Source organism: Algiphilus aromaticivorans DG1253 (assembly GCF_000733765.1).
In the GTDB taxonomy this organism is placed as follows: Bacteria; Pseudomonadota; Gammaproteobacteria; order Nevskiales; family Nevskiaceae; genus Algiphilus; species Algiphilus aromaticivorans.
The window spans coordinates 3,365,474-3,382,568 of record NZ_JPOG01000001.1 but is presented as its reverse complement, the minus strand read 5'-3'; the positions used below and the strand labels follow the sequence as shown (position 1 = coordinate 3,382,568).

At 68.3% G+C, this 17,095-nt stretch carries 19 protein-coding genes; 6 read left to right on the top strand and 13 right to left on the bottom strand.

Features of this window, described 5'->3' with window-relative positions:
* The 4 genes from U743_RS15770 to U743_RS15755 are packed head-to-tail and all read right to left on the bottom strand — an operon-like array spanning nt 1 to nt 3,982.
* Nucleotides 1-1,275 (bottom strand): SAM-dependent methyltransferase, encoded by a 1,275-nt coding sequence (locus U743_RS15770; protein WP_232226814.1) that lies wholly within the window; start codon nt 1,273-1,275, stop codon nt 1-3.
* Nucleotides 1,275-2,051, bottom strand: coding sequence for a DUF1365 domain-containing protein (locus tag U743_RS15765; RefSeq protein ID WP_232226813.1), 777 nt, complete (start codon nt 2,049-2,051; stop codon nt 1,275-1,277). The genes U743_RS15770 and U743_RS15765 overlap by 1 nt, the downstream gene beginning before the upstream one ends.
* Nucleotides 2,048-3,325, bottom strand: a complete 1,278-nt coding sequence (locus U743_RS15760) for an NAD(P)/FAD-dependent oxidoreductase (protein ID WP_043769604.1) — start codon at nt 3,323-3,325, stop codon at nt 2,048-2,050. The genes U743_RS15765 and U743_RS15760 overlap by 4 nt, the downstream gene beginning before the upstream one ends.
* A 24-nt stretch (nt 3,326-3,349) precedes the next feature.
* A complete protein-coding gene (locus U743_RS15755) occupies nt 3,350-3,982 on the bottom strand; it encodes an arylesterase (RefSeq protein WP_232226812.1) in 633 nt (210 codons plus the stop codon).
* Between U743_RS15755 and U743_RS15750 the strand changes: the two genes are divergently transcribed.
* From U743_RS15750 to U743_RS15735, 4 genes are all read left to right on the top strand, one after another.
* A complete protein-coding gene (locus tag U743_RS15750; protein WP_043769602.1) occupies nt 3,981-4,676 on the top strand; it encodes an ABC transporter ATP-binding protein in 696 nt (231 codons plus the stop codon). The genes U743_RS15755 and U743_RS15750 overlap by 2 nt on opposite strands.
* Entirely contained in the window at nt 4,673-7,180 is a 2,508-nt protein-coding gene (locus tag U743_RS15745) for an ABC transporter permease (RefSeq protein WP_043769599.1), read from the top strand. Before U743_RS15750 ends, U743_RS15745 begins: the two co-directional genes overlap by 4 nt.
* A 97-nt stretch (nt 7,181-7,277) precedes the next feature.
* Nucleotides 7,278-8,255 carry a malate dehydrogenase gene (locus tag U743_RS15740; RefSeq protein WP_043769597.1) on the top strand — a complete coding sequence of 326 codons (978 nt, stop codon included), beginning with the start codon at nt 7,278-7,280 and terminating at the stop codon, nt 8,253-8,255.
* A 40-nt stretch (nt 8,256-8,295) separates the two neighbouring features.
* A complete protein-coding gene (locus tag U743_RS15735) occupies nt 8,296-9,231 on the top strand; it encodes a chorismate transformation enzyme, FkbO/Hyg5 family (protein WP_052368284.1) in 936 nt (311 codons plus the stop codon).
* A gap of 7 nt (nt 9,232-9,238) precedes the next feature.
* Here the strand turns inward: U743_RS15735 and glpK are convergent, their stop codons facing one another.
* The 3 genes from glpK to U743_RS15720 form a co-directional block, all read right to left on the bottom strand.
* Entirely contained in the window at nt 9,239-10,723 is a 1,485-nt protein-coding gene (gene glpK, locus U743_RS15730; protein ID WP_043769594.1) for a glycerol kinase GlpK, read from the bottom strand.
* A 206-nt stretch (nt 10,724-10,929) separates the two neighbouring features.
* Nucleotides 10,930-11,637, bottom strand: coding sequence for an anti-sigma factor (locus tag U743_RS18365; protein WP_052368283.1), 708 nt, complete (start codon nt 11,635-11,637; stop codon nt 10,930-10,932).
* The gene (locus U743_RS15720) at nt 11,634-12,194 is read right to left on the bottom strand and encodes a sigma-70 family RNA polymerase sigma factor (RefSeq protein ID WP_043769590.1); all 561 of its coding nucleotides are present in this window, start codon (nt 12,192-12,194) and stop codon (nt 11,634-11,636) included. Before U743_RS15720 ends, U743_RS18365 begins: the two co-directional genes overlap by 4 nt.
* A gap of 93 nt (nt 12,195-12,287) precedes the next feature.
* On the opposite strand from U743_RS15720, the gene hemB reads away from it, so the two are divergent.
* Nucleotides 12,288-13,289, top strand: coding sequence for a porphobilinogen synthase (gene hemB / locus U743_RS15715; RefSeq protein WP_043769587.1), 1,002 nt, complete (start codon nt 12,288-12,290; stop codon nt 13,287-13,289).
* Entirely contained in the window at nt 13,286-14,098 is an 813-nt protein-coding gene (gene aroE, locus U743_RS15710) for a shikimate dehydrogenase (RefSeq protein WP_043769584.1), read from the top strand. Before hemB ends, aroE begins: the two co-directional genes overlap by 4 nt.
* Here aroE and U743_RS15705 read toward each other — a convergent pair.
* Genes U743_RS15705 through hisF form a run of 6 tightly spaced genes read right to left on the bottom strand, consistent with a single transcriptional unit; the run spans nt 14,073 to nt 17,092 of the window.
* Nucleotides 14,073-14,531: a gamma-glutamylcyclotransferase family protein gene (locus U743_RS15705; protein WP_052368282.1), complete on the bottom strand. Its 459-nt coding sequence runs from the start codon at nt 14,529-14,531 to the stop codon at nt 14,073-14,075. The two genes, aroE and U743_RS15705, sit on opposite strands and share 26 nt — an antisense overlap.
* A complete protein-coding gene (tatC, locus tag U743_RS15700; protein WP_052368281.1) occupies nt 14,497-15,294 on the bottom strand; it encodes a twin-arginine translocase subunit TatC in 798 nt (265 codons plus the stop codon). Before tatC ends, U743_RS15705 begins: the two co-directional genes overlap by 35 nt.
* Entirely contained in the window at nt 15,291-15,710 is a 420-nt protein-coding gene (tatB, locus tag U743_RS15695; RefSeq protein ID WP_043769581.1) for a Sec-independent protein translocase protein TatB, read from the bottom strand. The genes tatC and tatB overlap by 4 nt, the downstream gene beginning before the upstream one ends.
* Before the next feature lie 6 nt (nt 15,711-15,716).
* Nucleotides 15,717-15,959: a Sec-independent protein translocase subunit TatA gene (locus U743_RS15690; protein WP_043769578.1), complete on the bottom strand. Its 243-nt coding sequence runs from the start codon at nt 15,957-15,959 to the stop codon at nt 15,717-15,719.
* 1 nt (nt 15,960) lies between these two features.
* A complete protein-coding gene (locus U743_RS15685) occupies nt 15,961-16,302 on the bottom strand; it encodes a phosphoribosyl-ATP diphosphatase (protein WP_043769576.1) in 342 nt (113 codons plus the stop codon).
* A gap of 4 nt (nt 16,303-16,306) precedes the next feature.
* A complete protein-coding gene (hisF, locus tag U743_RS15680) occupies nt 16,307-17,092 on the bottom strand; it encodes an imidazole glycerol phosphate synthase subunit HisF (RefSeq protein WP_043769573.1) in 786 nt (261 codons plus the stop codon).
* Nucleotides 17,093-17,095 lie beyond the last annotated feature (3 nt).

The window sequence follows — 17,095 nt, the reverse complement described above, 5'->3', positions numbered from 1 at the left end:
TCAGGCGCGGCGCTGCAGCGTGATCTGCATGAGGTCGATGGAACCGGTGAGGAAGCCGCACTCGCAGTAGGCGAGGTAGTAGCGCCACATGCGCAGGAAGCGCGCATCGAATTGCTCGGTGACGCGATCGGCGCAGGCCATCACGTTGCGATGCCAGATTGCCAGCGTGCGCGCGTAATCGTCGGCGAAGAAGCGAGCGTCACTGCTTTCCAGGCCGGCTTCCGCTGCAAGCGCCCGGAAGTGCTCAGGCGGGCAGAGCATGCCGCCCGGAAAGATGTACTTCTGAATGAAATCGCGCTTGCGCCGATAGCTGTCGAATATCTCCGGCGCGAGGGTGATGCCCTGTATGGCGGCGCGACCGCCCGGCACCAGTGCGTCGTGCACGGCCTGGAAGTATCCCGGCCAGTGCCGCTCGCCGACGGCCTCGTACATCTCGATGCTGGCGATACGGTCGTAGACGCCGTCGTGATCGCGATAATCCTCGAGCCGGAAGCTGACGCGGTCGGCCACGCCAGCGGCCTCTGCGCGCGCCTGCGCCTCTTCCAGCTGCTCGGTGGACAGCGTCAGGCCGGTGACGCGACAGCCGTAGCGCTGCGCGCACCAGATCGCGAAGCCTCCCCAGCCGCAGCCGATCTCCAGCATGTGATGTTCCGGGCGAAGCTCGAGTCGCTCGGCAAGCCGGCGGAACTTCTCGATCTGGGCAGCTTCCAGCGACTGCTCCGACGTGGCAAAGACGGCGCTGGAATAGGCCATCGTTCCGTCCAGCCACTGGCGATAGAAGCTATTGCCGAGATCGTAGTGATGGGCGATGTTGTCGCGTGCCCGAGACTTGCTCAGGCGCAACCGATGCTGCAGGGCGCCCACCATGCGGCCGAGCAGATTCTTGTCATAGGGTCCACGGAAATGCGGCTCGTTGCGATAGAGCACGCGGAGCAGGGTGGTCAGATCGGGAGAATCCCAGCAGCCGGCCATATAGGCCTCGCCGAAGCCGACCTCACCGCCACGCATGACGTGACCGACCAGATCGGCACGGCGCACCTGCATCACGCCATGCGGGCCGGTGATGCTGCCCTCGAACTCGCGCCGGCTGCCATCGGGAAGCTCGACGCTCAGGCTGCCGACGCGCAGGCCGCGCAGCATGTAGAGCAGCAGCCGCAGGCCCAGGCTCAGGCCCTTGCCCGAGACGCGATCGCCTTGCATGGGCTCGGTGAGAGCGTGCATCAGGGGTTCTTGTCCCTGCGCGTCGTCGTAGCGGGGGGAGGGATCTCGTGCCATCAGCTGGTCTCCTGAGGGGGCGTTTCGGGTTTGCGATGAAAGGCGGCGCCGCGCAGCCAGATCTTCAACGCCTGCCAGTGAATGGCAGCAACGACCTTGACGGTCATCCAGGGCATGGCGGCAACAGTGCGGAGAATGCGGGGCGCGTCGAAGCTGCGTGCTTCGCCGCTGAGCACGGTATCGAGCAGCGGGCCGTCGGGGCCGTACGCGGAGATCGCGACACGCAGACGCGCGTCGGGCTCATGCAGCCTGAAGCGATAGCCACCTTCGACATCGAAGAAGGGGGAGACGTGGAAGCGCTTGGACTTTTCCAGTGACGCTTCCCAGGCCAGCGGAGCGCCATCGGCATCGAGCACATAGCAATGACGCTCACCAAAAGTATTGCGCACCTCGGCGATGACCGCGCGCAGCTCTCCGGAAGCATCCTCGCAATAGAAGATACTGATCGGATTGAAGACGAAGCCCAGCACGCGCGGCATGCAGAGCAGGCGCACACGCCCGCCGTGCAGACGGATGCCGCGCTCAGCCAGGGTGCGATCAACCCAGGCGCGCAAGCCGCCCGGTGGCACGGCGTGATCGGCGTCGTAAAAACTGATCAGGTTGAAGCGGTTGTAGGAGAACAGGCGGTGCCGGCGCGCCGTATCGGCGATGCGGTCGACATCCAGCAGCAGATAGAAGACGCGGTAGACGAAGCGATAGAAGGGCGCCACACGCCGGCGGTGCATGACCCGCGCGCTGTAGAGCACGGCCTCGTCTCTAGCCAGAATACTGCTCACAGTCCCTCCACCCATTCCGGAAGACAGTCGCGATCGATGCCCGCGACGGCGCGCAGCCCCGAGCGCAGACCGTCCTCATGGAAACCGTAGGCCGTCCAGGCGCCGGCCCACCAGACGCGATTGCCGCCCTGGATCGAAGGCAGCCGCTGCTGCGCGGCGATGGTGGCCGGCGTGTATTGCGGGTGTGTGTAGGTGGTCTCGTAGACCACGCTCTCGCGCGCTGGCGGCCGCGGCGGATTGAGGCTGACGAACCATTGTTGATCCGTGCGCAGCGGCTGCAGCCGATTCATCCAATAGGTCACACCGATGGGGCTATCGCTGAGTCCGTCCTCGGCGAGCAGCGCATTCCAGCTCGACCAGACGCGGCGGCGGCGCGGCATCAGGCCGGGATCGCGGTGCAGCACGGCGTGGTTGCTGGCAAAGGGCACCGCATCGAGCACGGCGCGCTCCTCGGCGCTGGCGTCCTCAAGCAGGGCCAGCGCCTGATCGGAGTGCGCCGCACAGAGAACAACATCGAATTCGGCTTCGCCGGCGTCCGTGCGCAGGCGCGCGCCCTCGGCGTGGCGGCTGAGCCCGCGTACCGGCATACCGGTATGGATGGTGGCGCGGCTCTTCGCGCGCAGGCGCTCGACGTAGCTGCGCGAGCCACCGTCAACCGTCATCCACTGGGGGCGATCGGCGACGCTGAGCAAGCCGTGGCTTTCGAAGAAACGCGCGAAGGCCGGAAAGGGGAATTCCATCACACCGCGCGTGGAGCAACTCCAGATCGGACCTGCCATGGCCGCAACGTAGCGCACGCGTAGCGCCATCGGGTAACCGTGCTGCTCAAGAAATTCGCCGAGCGTGATCTCGGGCAAGCGATCCTCGGCGAGCAGCTTCTTGACGTGCCGATTGAAGCGCAGCACGGAAGTCAGCATGCGCAGATGGGTCGGCGAAGCCAACAGCGACGGCTGCGCGAAGATCTTCAGCAGGTTGTCGTCGCCGGCCCATTCCACGCGCCCCTGCGCTACCGAAACGCCCAGGGACATATCGCTGGGCACCAGCGCGACGCCCAGCTCGGCCATCAGCTTGTAGAAGTTCGGATAGTTCACAGCGTTGCAGACGATGAAGCCGGTATCGATGGCGAGCTGCCCCGTCCCGGCTTCGACCTGGACGGTGTTGCTGTGGCCGCCCAGACGCTGGCCGGCCTCGAAGAGCGTGACTTCGTGGCGGCGGCTGAGCAGATAGGCGGCGCTCAGACCGGAGATCCCGGAACCGATGACGGCAATACGCATGAGATATTCGTGAGTGGCTTGTTGTCAGTTACGGTCGCTGCCGCTTTTGGATGCGCCGAGCATCGGCAGTAGATGCGGCCAAACAGCCTTGAGAATGACCGGCTGCGTCTGCGCCGAAGGATGGATGCCGTCGTCGAGGAAGGCGCTAGGGTCGCCGGCGATGTCGGCCAGGAGGAAGGGGACCAGTACAGCACCCTCGGCCTCGGCGACCTGCGAGAAAGCGGCGCGGAAACGCTGGGTATAGGTGGCGCCGTAGTTGCTGGGGATGCGCATCTCGAAGAGCGCCGCCTCGGCCCCGGCCGCCTGCACGCTGTCGAGCATCGCGCGCAGGTTCTCCTCCATGCGCGGAATCGGCAGCCCGCGCAGGCCGTCGTTGCCGCCCAGCGCGATCAGCACAAGCTCGGGCTCGTGCTTGTCCAGCAGATCGGGCAGCCTTTCCAGCCCGCCGCTGGTGGTTTCGCCGCTGACACTGGCGTTGATCACCTGGTGCGGCAGACCGCGGCTGCGTATACGCTCCTGGAAGAGATGCACCCAGCCCGCCTCCAGCGCGATGCCGTAGGCAGCCGACAGCGAATCGCCCAGCACCAGCACTTTGGGCGCAGCCGCGGCCGGCAGCGGCAGGACCGCCACCACCAGCAGAAGAGTCAGCAGCCGCATGCGATCCATCATTCGTGCCGAAAAGTTGTGCAAGAGCGTGTCAAGTGGTTTGCAGAAGTTGGACATTCTGCGCGGTGTCGAGCTTGACGTCGCCCCTGGGGAGTCCGTGTCCATCCTCGGTACAAGTGGATCGGGCAAGACCACACTGCTCGCATTGCTCGCTGGCCTGGATACACCCACCAGCGGTCGCGTGCTACTCAACGGTCGCGATACCAGCGCCATGGACGAGGAGGCGCGCGCGGCAGCGCGCGCCGACACTGTTGGTTTCGTCTTCCAGTCCTTTCATCTGCTCGCCGGCTTCACGGCCCTGGAGAACGTCATGCTGCCCGCTGAGCTGGCGGGGCGCCACGATGCCGCAGCCCGCGCCGCCGATGCGCTAGCCCGCGTCGGGCTGGCACAGCGACACGGCCACTATCCGCATCAACTCTCGGGCGGCGAGCAGCAGCGCGTGGCGCTGGCGCGCGCGTGGGTAACCCGGCCCGCAATACTCTTCGCCGATGAGCCCACCGGCTCGCTGGACGCGGCAACCGGCGCTCAGATCATTGAGCTGCTCTTCGCCCTCAATCAGGAATCCGGTACAACACTGGTGCTGGTGACGCACGATCATCAGCTCGCTGGCCGTTGCGGCCGGCGTCTGCATCTCGCCGACGGCTTGCTCGAGCAGATCGCCACCCCGCGCGGCAGCACCGCATGACGACTGCCTCGCCGCTGCGCTACGCGCTGCGCCGTGCGCGTCACGGCTGGCAACAGCGCAGCGCCCTTCTGCTGGTGGCGGCACTGGCCGTAGCAGTGGGCGCAGCCGGCGCCGTGGGACTGTTCTCGGAACGCGTGCGCGCCGCGCTGGTGGCGCAGAGTGGCGAGAGCATCGGTGCTGACGCCGTGCTGCGCAGCCGCCAGCCCATCCCTGAGGCTCTGCGCAGCGCCGCCGAAGACGCTGGTCTGCGCACAGCCGCTTTCGCCACCATGCCGAGCGTGGTCTTCGGCTCCGAAGAAGCGAGCGCACTGGCCTCGCTGAAGGCTGTGGCAGCCGGCTACCCATTGCGTAGCGAACTACGCGTGTCGGACGCCCCCTTCGGCGAAGCCCGATCCGCACCGCCGCCGCGAGCCGGAGAGATCTACGTCGACAACCGGCTTTGGGCCGAACTGGGCCTGACGCCTGGCGCCGAGGTGCAGGTGGGCACTATCACGCTGCGCGTCGCCAGCGCACTGGCTTTCGAGCCCGACCGCGGCGGCGGCTTCGGTGACCTGGCGCCGCGGCTGATGCTGCACGCCGACGATCTCGTCGATGCCGGGCTGACCGGGGAAGGCGCACGTGTGCGCTACGCCCTGCAGCTCGCCGGCGACCAGCAAGCGCTGGCCGCGCTGCGTGAGCAGGCAGAGGCGGCGGGCGTCACCTTCGAGACCCCCGCCGAGGCACGTCGCGAGCTCGCCGCCGCACTGGATCGAGCCGGCGTCTTTCTGGATCTCACTGTCGTCTGCGCGCTAATCCTCGCCGCGGCAGCAGCCATGATCGCCGCGGACAGCTTCGGCCGCGGGCTGCGCGACGAGGCCGCGCTGCTGCGCGTGCTGGGCGCGACGCGCGCCTTCATCGGGCGAGCACTACTCGGCCTGCTGCTCACCCTCGGCGGCGTCGGCATCGCGCTGGGTCTGCTTATTGCCCTGGCCGGCCAGGGCGTGATTGCACTGCTGGCCGGCACCCTCTTCGACGCCGGCCTGCCGGCACCTGCCTCCTGGATGCCCGCGGGCCGTGCCGCGCTCCTCGGTGCGCTGCTGCTGGTGGGCTTCGCGATGCCGGCCGTGCTGGCAGTACGCGACGTCTCGCCCATGCGTGTTTTCCAGCGCGCGGCGGACTCTGCCCGCGGCAGTGCCTGGAGCCTGCGCCTGGGTGCGTTGATCGGACTGGTGCTACTGGTAGGCATGCAGGCGCGCAGCCTGACGCTGACCGCGGCAGTAATCGGCGGAGCAGCGGCCGTCGCGCTGCTGCTCTATTTCATCGCGCGCAGCCTGCTGGCGGTCTTCGAGGGCTTGCGCCGCAGCGGCGCGGCCGGTGCCGCCTGGCGGCTGGGCCTGGCCAATCTGGCGCGGCGCCGGCGCAGCGCCGGCGGCCTGGCGGCCGCGCTCGGCCTGGTGCTGCTGGCGCTGCTGTTGATGGCCATCGTGCGCGTCGAGATGCTGACGCAGTGGCAGGCGAGCCTGCCGCCGGGCACGCCGAACGTCTTCCTGATCAACGTCCAGGCCGATCAGCGCCAGCCGCTGCGCGACTTTCTCGCCGAGCGCGAGCTGACCGATGTGCGCCTCTGGCCCATGGCGCGCGGGCGGCTAGTGGCACTCAACGGCGAGGCGGTGTCGGCCTCGGATTTCGAGGACGAGGAAACCCGGCGCTGGATCAACCGCGATTTCAATCTCTCCTGGAGCGCCGAGCTACCTGGGGACAACCAGCTGCTCGAAGGCCAATGGTGGTCGCCCGCCGAGCAGGACGAGGCGCTGCTGTCGGCCGACGAGTACGCCGTTGAGCGCCTGGATCTGGCCATCGGCGACACGCTGACGCTGCGCTTCGCCGGCGAGGATCGGCAGTTCGAAGTGCACAACCTGCGCAGCGTGCAGTGGGACAGCTTCCGGCCCAATTTCTTCCTGATGGCCACGCCGGGGGCGCTGGAAGGCCAGGTGCCGACAAGCTGGCTGACCAGCTTCCATCTCGACGCCGCGCGCGGACCGCTACTGCGCGATCTGGTCGCAGCCTTTCCGAATATCACGCCCATCGATATCGGCGCGCTGCTCGAGCAGGTGCGTGCGGTGATGGACCGCGTCGTCGCCGCGCTGGCCTTCCTGCTCGCCTTCGCGCTGGCCGCCGGCCTAATCGTGCTGCTCGCCGCCATCGAGACCTCGCGCGCCGAGCGCGAGCGGGAGGTTGCCCTGCTGCGCACCCTGGGCGCGCGGCGCGCCTTCATCAGGCGCGCACTATTGGTGGAGTACGGCGCGCTGGGCACGGCCGCCGGCGCGCTGGCGGCGGGCATCGCGCAGGGGGTGGCCGTGGCGCTGGCGGCGCGCGTCTTCGAGATCCCCTTCGCCATGCCCTGGTGGCCCTGGCTGCTCGGGCCGGTGGCGGGCGGGATTCTGGTCGGCGGCCTCGGCTGGCTGGCACTGCGCGGCATCACGCGCGTGCCACCGGACCGCGTGCTGCGCCTGCAGGCCGGCTGATCGCACCACCGGCGGGGCAATGCCCCCGCATTCCTGCATAATTGCGACCCGCCACGCGGCATCAATTTGCCATCCACCGGATTCTGGAGTTCACACTATGGCCGACCCCGTACGCATCGCGATCACCGGCGCCGCCGGTCAGATCGCCTACTCGCTGATCTTCCGCATCGCCTCGGGCGACATGCTGGGCAAGGACCAGCCGGTCATCCTGCAGCTGCTGGATATCCCGGATTCCATGGAAAAGCTGCGCGGCACGGTCATGGAGATCGAGGACTGTGCCTTCCCGCTGGTCCACGGCATCACGGCCAGCGATGACCCCAACGTCGCCTTCAAGGACATCGAGTACGGTCTGCTGGTCGGCGCGCGCCCCCGCGGCCCGGGCATGGAGCGCAAGGATCTGTTGCAGGCCAACGCCAAGATCTTCTCGGCACAGGGCAAGGCGCTGTCGGACAACGCCAAGTCGAACGTGCGCATTCTGGTGGTCGGCAACCCGGCCAACACCAACGCGCTGATCACCGCCACCAACGCGCCCAAGATCGATCCACGCCAGATCACCGCCATGACGCGCCTGGATCACAATCGCGCCGCCGCGCAGCTGGCCAATAAGACGGACAGCCACGTCAACGACATCGACAAGCTCGTCATCTGGGGCAACCACAGTTCGACGCAGTATCCGGACCTGTCGCACTGCACGGTCAAGAGCAAGCCGGCCAAGGATCTGGTCGACCAGACCTGGATCGAGTCGGACTTCATTCCCACCGTGCAGCAGCGCGGCGCGGCCATCATCAAGGCGCGCGGCGCCAGCTCCGCCGCCTCGGCCGCCTCGGCCGCCATCGATCACATGCGCAACTGGGCGCTGGGCTCGAACGGCGCCTGGGTGAGCATGGGCATCCCCTCGGACGGCTCCTACGGCATCGCCCCCGGCGTGGTCTATTCCTACCCGGTGATCTGCGAGAACGGCGACTACCGCATCGTGCAGGATCTGTCCGTGGATGATTTCTCGCGCGCGCGCATGACCGAGACCGAGACCGAGCTGCGCGAGGAGCGCGGCGCCATCGAGGATCTGCTGGGCTGAGACCCGCCTGCCGCGGCCGGCTCTTGCCGGCCGCCTTTCCATGACCCGCACGCCGCCCTATCGCCTGTCCACCGAAGCGGAGCCGGCGGTCGATGCCGGCCGCGTCCTGCTCTGCGTGACGCATGGTGAAGCCGAGGGCGAGCCGGCTATGTGGGAATTGCGCACCGGTCTGCCGCATCTGGCAGGGCCGCAGCGCGAGTGGTGGCTTTCCGAGACGCCCCTAACCGACCACAGCACGGGCGAGCTGGGGCTGCGCACTAACGCTGATATCGGCTTCGGGCAGCTCCGGATTCCCGAGTCGGCGCTGCGGGCCGACTGCGCCGCCTCCTGTGAAGAGGCCTTCGCGCGCATCCTGGCACTGCTGCCGACCACCGGCCTGCCGCATTTGCTACGTAGCTGGATCTATCTCGGCCACATCCACGCCGGCGAGGGTGACGACGAGCGCTATCGCCAGTTCTGCATCGGCCGGGGTCGCGCACTGACGGCCGCCGGCCTCGACGCCAATGCCTTTCCGGCCGCGACCGTCATCGGCCGGCCCGGCGACGGCGCCTGCATCCACTTCATGGCCGGGCGCGAGCCTGCCGAGGCTATCGAGAACCCGCGCCAGACCAGTGCCTTCGACTATCCGCGCCGCTACGGCCCGCAGCCGCCGAGCTTCGTGCGTGCCCAGCGCACGAGCTGGGGCGAACTCATTGTCTCAGGCACGGCCGCCGTGGTCGGCCACGAAAGCCGCCACCCCGACGACACTGCCGCGCAGCTGCTCGAGACCGAGCGCAATCTCGCCGCCTTGCGCGAGGCCGCCGGCGGCGATTGGCAGCCACTGCGAACGGTGGTCTATCTACGCGACCCGGCCGAGTTGGCGCTTGTCGACCGCGAGCGGCTGGGCGGCGCCGTCAGCGTGCTGCAGGGCGATGTCTGCCGGCCGGAGTTGATGGTGGAATGCGAGGCGCTCTACCGGCGCGCTGGTCGGAACTGAATCCGTCTCAGGCCGGTTCGCTGCGCACACGCGCCACCGCACGCCGCCAGCCTTCGTAGAGGCGATCGGCCTCTTCGCGGGGCATGCCTGGGCCGGTCTTGCGATCGATCCGCCAATGCGCACCGATGGCGTCGAGATCGGCGTATACCCCAGTCTGCAGGCCGGCCAGGAAGGCCGCGCCCAGGGCCGTGGTCTCGATGTTCTGCGGGCGCACCACCGGCAGTCCCAGCACGTCTGCCAGAAACTGCACGACCCAGTCGTTGACCACCATGCCGCCGTCGACGCGCAGCTCGCTGGGCGCATAGGCGTCCTCGCGCATGGCACCGATGAGATCGCGCGTCTGATAGCAGACCGATTCCAGCGCCGCGCGCACGATGTGCGCCAGCCCGGTATCGCGCGTCAGACCGAGCACCGCACCGCGCGCCTCCGGATCCCAGTAGGGCGCGCCCAGGCCAGTGAAGGCAGGCACCATGTAGACGCCCTTGGTATCGGGGATCGAGCGCGCGATGTCCTCGGTCTCGGCGGCGTGCTTGATGAGATGCGCGGCGTCGCGCAGCCATTGCACGGCCGCACCGGCGATGAAGATGCTGCCTTCGAGCCCGTAAGTCACCTTGCCGTCGAGACGATATGCCGTGGTCGTGAGCAGGCGATTGTTCGAATGCACGAACTTCTCGCCGAGGTTCAGCACCATGAAGCAGCCGGTGCCGTAGGTGGACTTGATCATGCCGGGCTCGAAGCAGGCCTGGCCGACGGTGGCCGCCTGCTGATCGCCGGCGACGCCGGCGACGGTGATGGCGCCACCGAAGAGCGCCGAGTCGGTCTGTGCGAAGGCGTGGGCGCAGTCGTGGACCTCGGGCAGCATCGCGCGCGGGACGTTGAAGAACTCGAGAAGCTCGTCGTCCCAGCGCTGCAGGCGGATGTTGAAGAGCAGGGTGCGCGAGGCGTTGGTGGCGTCGGTGGCATGCACGCGCCCGCCGCTAAGCTTGTAGATCAGCCAGCTGTCGATGGTGCCGAAGGCGAGCTCGCCGGCCTCGGCACGGGCGCGCGCACCCTCGACGTTGTCGAGGATCCAGGCCACCTTGGTGGCCGAGAAGTAGGGGTCCAGCAGCAGGCCGGTCTTCTGCTGCAGCCAGGCGTCGCGCGCGTCGCTGTGGTGCTGCTTGCAGAAGTCGGTGGTGCGCCGGTCCTGCCAGACGATCGCCGGGTGGATGGGCTCGCCGGTGGCGCGGTCCCAGACGACGACGGTCTCGCGCTGGTTGGTGATGCCCAGGCCCGCGATCTCCTTCGCCTCCAGCCCGGCCTTGGCCATGGCTTCGCGCACGCAGTCGCGCGTGTTGCGCCAGAGCAGGCCGGCGTCGTGCTCGACCCAGCCGGGTTGCGGGTAGTGCTGCTCGTGCTCGCGCGTCGCCGAGGCCACCGCGGTGGCTTCCGCGTTGAAGACGATGGCGCGCGTGCTGGTGGTGCCCTGATCGACAGCGAGCAGGTAGGTCATGGTGTTGGCATCTCCCCGGTTCCGGACGATGCTAGCGCAGGCGACCGCCCTCGTGCGCGGCTGGCAGCCGTTCCGGGTGCGGCGCACTCGCAGCATGGATTCCGCTGCCGGTACACCCGCTCCCCACCGTCCGCATCCGCGGACGGTTCCCCCCTCTCCCGCTGCGCGGGTGAGGGGAAGCGGCGTCGCCCGCGGCGACGCTCACGTCAGAGCGGGAAGACCTTCAGCACTTCGCTCGGCGTACCCTCGGGCGCGCCGCCCTCGGGCTCGCGCGAGATGGCCAACGCACCGCTGTCGAGGCCGGCGCCGGCCTCGGGCACGCTGACGGGGCGCTCGCCCCGGCGCGGCAGCACGCCCAGTGAATGCGGCGTGCCCTCCGGGTCCACCCACCACAGCTCGTAGTCGGCGCCTTCGGGCGGCGTCACGCCGTCCGCCGAAGCGGCGATGACCGGCGCGTCACCGCGCAGGCCGACCGTCCACTGCGCACCGGCCTCGGCGACTTCCAGCTGCATCAAGGGTTGCAGCTCGGGCTGGACGATCTGCGGGCCTTCCGGCTGTTCGAGGCTTTCCGGCAGCAGCAAGGCCACCACGGCCAGGGTCGCGGCCACCGAGGCGGCGGCCCAGACGCGCCGGCGGCGGTAGGCGCGGCGCGGTTGCCGCACGCTAATACTGGCGCCAGCATCGGCACCGATGCGTTGCATGATGCGCTCGCGCAGCGCCTCGGGCGGCGTCACCGGATCGAGCTGGCGGGTCATCACGGCGTGCAGATGCGCCTCCCAGCGATCAGCCTCGCGCTGTAGCTCCGGATCGGCAGTGGCGAGGCTTTCGAAGCGCCGGCGCGCGCGCCCCTGCAAGGTGCCCAGCGCGTACTCGGCTGCCAGCAGCGAACGGATGTCGGGGTTGCGAATCTTCATTGCTCCAGGCACTCCCGCAGCCGTTGCAGACCGCGTCGCACCCAGCTCTTGACCGTGCCCAGCGGGGCGGTCATGCGCTCGGCCAGCTCGGGATGCGTGAAACCCTCGTAGTAGGCGAGCATCACGGCGCTGCGCTGCTCGCCGCCGAGCTCAGCAAGACAATCGTGCAGGCGCTCCAGCTCGTGCTGATCCTCGGCCTGCCGCTGCACGTCGATGCCTTCATCGACATGCGTGGCGGGCGGTTCCCCCGACTCGTTCTGCTGCTCGGAAACCTCCGGCCGCCGCGCGCGCAGCATGTCCAGCGCGCGGTAGCGGGCGATGCTGGCGAGCCAGGCCACCGGCGCGCCGCGCTCGGCGCTGTAGCTGCCCGATTTTTGCCAGATGCGCACATAACAGTCCTGGAGAGCCTCCTCGGCAAGATCCCTTCTGCGCAAAATACGTAGCAGCAGCGCAAAGAGATGCGCGCTGGTCGCGGCATAAAGCTCTGAGAAGGCGGCGCGGTCGCCACGCGCGGTTGCGGCGAGCAGTTCCTGCAGGCGCGGATCGTCGTGGCTCAAGGGGCGGGCATGGATCGCGAAGAAGGGAAGAGCATCCTAGCGTTGCGGCGCGCGGCGTGCAGAGGTGCGCGCCACGATCCCTATAATGCCGCCATGATCGAGCAACGCTTTCCCGCGACGCGCATGCGCCGCAACCGCATGCAGGATTTCGCCCGGCGCATGACGCGTGAACATCGCCTGGCGCCCGCCGACCTGATCCAGCCGCTCTTCGTCGCCGAGGGCGATCTGGTCGGCCCGGTCGCGAGCATGCCCGGCATCCAGCGACGCGCCATCGACGCGCTCTGCACCGAATGCGCGCGTGTTCACGCGCTGGGCATCCCCGCGGTGGCGATCTTTCCGGTCCTCCCCGCCGCCGAGAAGAACGCCCGCGGCGATTCGGCGCTGGACCCGGAAGGTCTCGTGCCGCGCGCCATCAAGGCCGTCAAGCAGGCCGTGCCTGAGCTGGGCGTGATTGTCGATATTGCCCTGGATCCCTTCACCGACCACGGCCACGACGGCCTGCTGCGTGCCGATGGCAGCATCGACAACGATGCGACGGTCGAGGTGCTGACGCGCCAGGCCATCCTCTACGCCCGCGCCGGCGCCGATGTGCTGGCGCCCTCGGACATGATGGATGGCCGCGTCGGCGCACTGCGCACCGCGCTCGAGCGCGACGGCCGCTTCGACACCCTCATCCTGTCCTACGCGGCCAAGTACGCCTCGGGCTTCTACGGCCCCTTCCGCGACGCGGTGGGCAGCCGCACGGCGCTGATCGGCGACAAGCGCAGCTACCAGATGGACCCGGCCAACGGCGACGAGGCGCTGCGCGAGATCGCGCTGGATCTGCGCGAGGGGGCGGACTGGGTCATGGTCAAGCCGGGCATGCCCTATCTGGACATCGTCGCGCGCGCCAAGGCTGAGTTCGGCGTACCGGTTGCGGCCTATCAGGTCTCCGGCGAATACGCCATGCTGGAGGCCGCCGCAGCTGCGGGGGCGCTGGACCGCCGGCGCGCCATCATGGAATCGCTGCTCTGCTTCCGGCGAGCCGGCGCCGACATGATCCTGAGCTATTTCGCAGCCGAGGCAGCCGAATGGCTGGCGGAGCCCGGCGCATGAGCCGTTTCGCTGTCATCGGCCAGCCCATCGCGCATTCCGCCTCACCCCGCATCCACACCGCCTTCGGCGAGCAGCTGGGCATCGCGCTGGACTATGAGCGCATCGAAGTGGAGCCGGAGGCGCTGAGCGAGCGACTCACGGAGTTGCACGCGGCCGGCTACGCCGGCCTGAACGTGACGCTGCCGCACAAACAGGCCGTTGCGACCGAATGCGCGCGCGTCAGCGAACGAGCACGGCTGGCCGAGGCGGTTAACACGCTGAGTCGCATCGACGCCGGCTGGACCGGCGACAACACCGATGGCGAGGGCCTGCTGCGCGACCTGCAGGACAATCTCGGCGTAGCGGTGGCGGGCAAGCGCGTGCTGGTGCTGGGCGCCGGCGGCGCGGCGCGCGGCATCCTGCCGCCGCTGCTGGAAACCGGCCCGGCAGAGCTGGTGCTGTCCAACCGCTCGCCCTGGAAGCCCGAGACCATCGCCGAGGCGCTGGCCGCGCATGGTCCGATCCGACCCGCAACGCACATGGCACTGAAGGGCGACCACTTCGAGATCGTCATCAACGCCATGTCGGTCGGCCATCAGGGCGCTTTCCCGCGCATGCCCGACGGGCTGCTGGCGCAGGGAGCAGTAGCCTATGACCTTAGCTACGGCGCCGCGCACACCCCCTTCGCGGAATGGGCGCGCGCCGCCGGTGCAGTGGCCGTGCACGACGGCCTGGGCATGCTCGTGGAGCAGGCTGCGGCCAGCTTCGCGCTCTGGCACGGGCAGCGGCCGGAGACCGCGCCGATCATCGCCATGCTGCGGGCAGGCTAAGCGCCGCATCCGAGCGCGCCAGCCACCCGCCGCTGCACAGCGGCTTGCCCGCCACCGCACCGTTATAGACCCACAGCCAGGCCGGACCGCCGGTGGCACGGCAGGGCCAGGCGATACGCCGATACTCGCCGCGCACCGGGTCAGCGTGCTCGACGCCCTCGAAGGCATCCAGCTCGGCGAGCAACTCGGGATCCCGGGGCAGCAGACAGTCGGCCGGTACATAGCCCCAGCCGGGGCGAAAACCGGGATAGGCGCCCAGATCGTAGAGCCAGCCGCGCAAGACCTGGCGGCCGAGAAAACGCGTACGCCGCGCCAATCCGAAGGGCGCATGCGCTTCACCGCACCGCCGCAGCGTGCCGTAGACCAGTATCGGCAGGCGCGCGCCTCTGGTCACGATCTCAGGCGTCGTCGGCGTCGCGCTGGGCGTCGACATCGGCGCTGCCCGGCACGAACCAGCGCGCAGCAAGGATGCCGATCTCGAAGAGCAGATAGGCGGGCACCGCCAGCATGGTCTGCGACACGATATCGGGCGGGGTCAGGAATGCGCCCAGCACGAAGAGGCCGACCAGCACATAGGGCCGCTTCTTGGCGAGACTTGCCGGCGTCGTGAAACCGCTCCAGACCATCAGCACGATGGCGACGGGCGTTTCGAAGGCGATGCCAAAGGCCAGAAACATGCCCAGAGCGAAGCTCAGATAACGCGAGATGTCCGTCATCACGGCTACGCCTTCGGGTGCCACCGAGATGAAAAAGCCGAAGACCACTGGAAAGACGGCGAAATAGGCGAAGGCCATGCCGCAGTAGAACAGCGCAGTGCTGGTCGCCAGCAGCGGCAGCACCAGGCGCTGCTCCTGCATGTAGAGGCCCGGCGCGATGAAGGACCAGATCTGGTACAGAACCCAGGGCAGGGCGATCACAAGCGCCGCCAGCGCAGCCAGCTTGAAGGGCGCGAAGAAGGGCGAAGCCACATCGGTGGCGATCATGCTCGCGCCCTCCGGTAGCAGCGCCATCAGCGGCGCGGCCGTGAAGGTGTAGATGTCCTGGGCGAAGAAGGCCAGCGGCACGAAGACGATGGCTATGCCGATGAGCGCGCGCAGCACGCGGTCGCGCAGCTCGATCAGATGCGCGACCAGCGGCTGCTCGCTATCCGGTTGGGCCGCGTGGGCGCGACCTTGCTGTTTCTCCTGCTCGCTCACCAGCGGCTACCGTCGTCGCTGTCGGCCTCTGGCGGCAGCTCGGGAGCGGGCGAGACGTCGCTCTCGCTCGGAGTCAGGGTTCGCTCGCTGTCGGCCGGCGACGCCTCTGCAGCGCCGGCGTCTGATGGCGGCTTCTTTGCCTCTTCACGCGCGGTGTCCTCGGCCAGCTCGCGCACCGAGCGGTCGACGCCGGAGACTTCCGAGCGGAACTTGCTTTCAGCCGAGCGCATATTCGCGCGCAGCTCGCGGATCTGGACCTCGCGGTCGAGCTCGTTGGAGAGGCTGCGCGTGTAGGCGCGCGCACGGCCCACCCAGCGCCCGAGCGTGCGCGCCGCGACGGGCAGGCGCTCGGGGCCGAGAACGACCAGCGCGATCACGCCGACAAAGAGCAGCTCCCAGAAGCCCAGGTCGAACACGGAGTTCTAGCTGCCGGACTTGTCGTGCTGCTTCTGTTGCGTCTGCTGCTCGCTGTCGGCGGCTTCGCGTTCCTCGGTAGTCAGATGGGCGACGTGCTCCTCGCCCTCCTTCTCGCCGCCCTTCATGGAATCCTTGAAACCGCGGATCGCCGAGCCGAGATCACTGCCCATGCCCCGCAGCCGCTTGGTGCCGAAAACGACGATGACGATGCCCAGCACGATCAGCAATTGCCAGAGACTCGGTGCCATATCACGCTCCGTTGGAGGAAGTTCCCCGGGATGCCTTCTCGGCGATACCGGAGGTTCCGGCGCGTCGGGCGATCTCCCCATAAAGCTGCTCGGGGGCGATGTCCGCATGCGCCATGAGAACTGCACAATGAAACCACAGGTCGGCCAGCTCGTGGACCAGATTCACTGAATCGTCATTCTTCGCGGCGATCAGCACCTCGGCCGCTTCCTCGCCCACCTTCTTGAGAATGGCGTCGAGGCCCTTGCCGTGAAGCCTGGCGACGTAGGAGCTGTCCGGATCGCCGCTGGCCAGGCGCTGGCGAATGGTTTCAGCCAACGCATCGAGTGCGGCGCTATCGGTCATGGGCTCAGGCCGCCTGCGGCGGCAGCCGCACATTGATGCCGCGCTCGGCGAGGAAGGCCTTGGCCTCACCGACACTGTGCGTACCTTGATGAAAGATGCTGGCCGCGAGCACGGCGTCGGCCTCGCCCTCGGCGAGGCCTTCGTAGAGATGCTGCAGGTTGCCGACGCCGCCGGAGGCGATCAGCGGCACCGGGACGTGCGACGAGATCGCGCGCAGCAGCTCGGTGTCATAGCCAGACTTGGTGCCGTCCTTGTCCATGCTTGTCAGCAGCAACTCGCCGGCGCCCTTCTCGACCATAGTCTGGCACCACTCCACGGCGTCCAGACCGGTGGCCTTGCGGCCGCCGTGGGTGAAGACCTCCCAGCGCGGCGGTTCCTTGCGCTTGTTGACGCGCTTGGCGTCGACAGCGACGACGATACACTGCACACCGTAGCGGCCAGCCGCCTCGGTGACGAAATCCGGGTCGATGACCGCGGCGGTGTTGATGGCAACCTTGTCGGCACCGGCGGAGAGCAGCGCGCGCACGTCGGCGCAGGTGCGCACGCCGCCGCCCACCGTGAAGGGGATGTAGATCTGCCGCGCGACCTGCTCGACGGTGGCGAAAAGGGTGGGACGATCCTCGTGGCTGGCGGTGATGTCGAGGAAGACAAGCTCATCGGCGCCCTGGGCGTCGTAGCGACCCGCCACTTCCACCGGGTCGCCGGCGTCAACGATGTCGCGGAACTTCACGCCCTTGACCACGCGACCGCGGTCGATATCGAGGCAGGGAATTATGCGCTTCGCCAACATAGG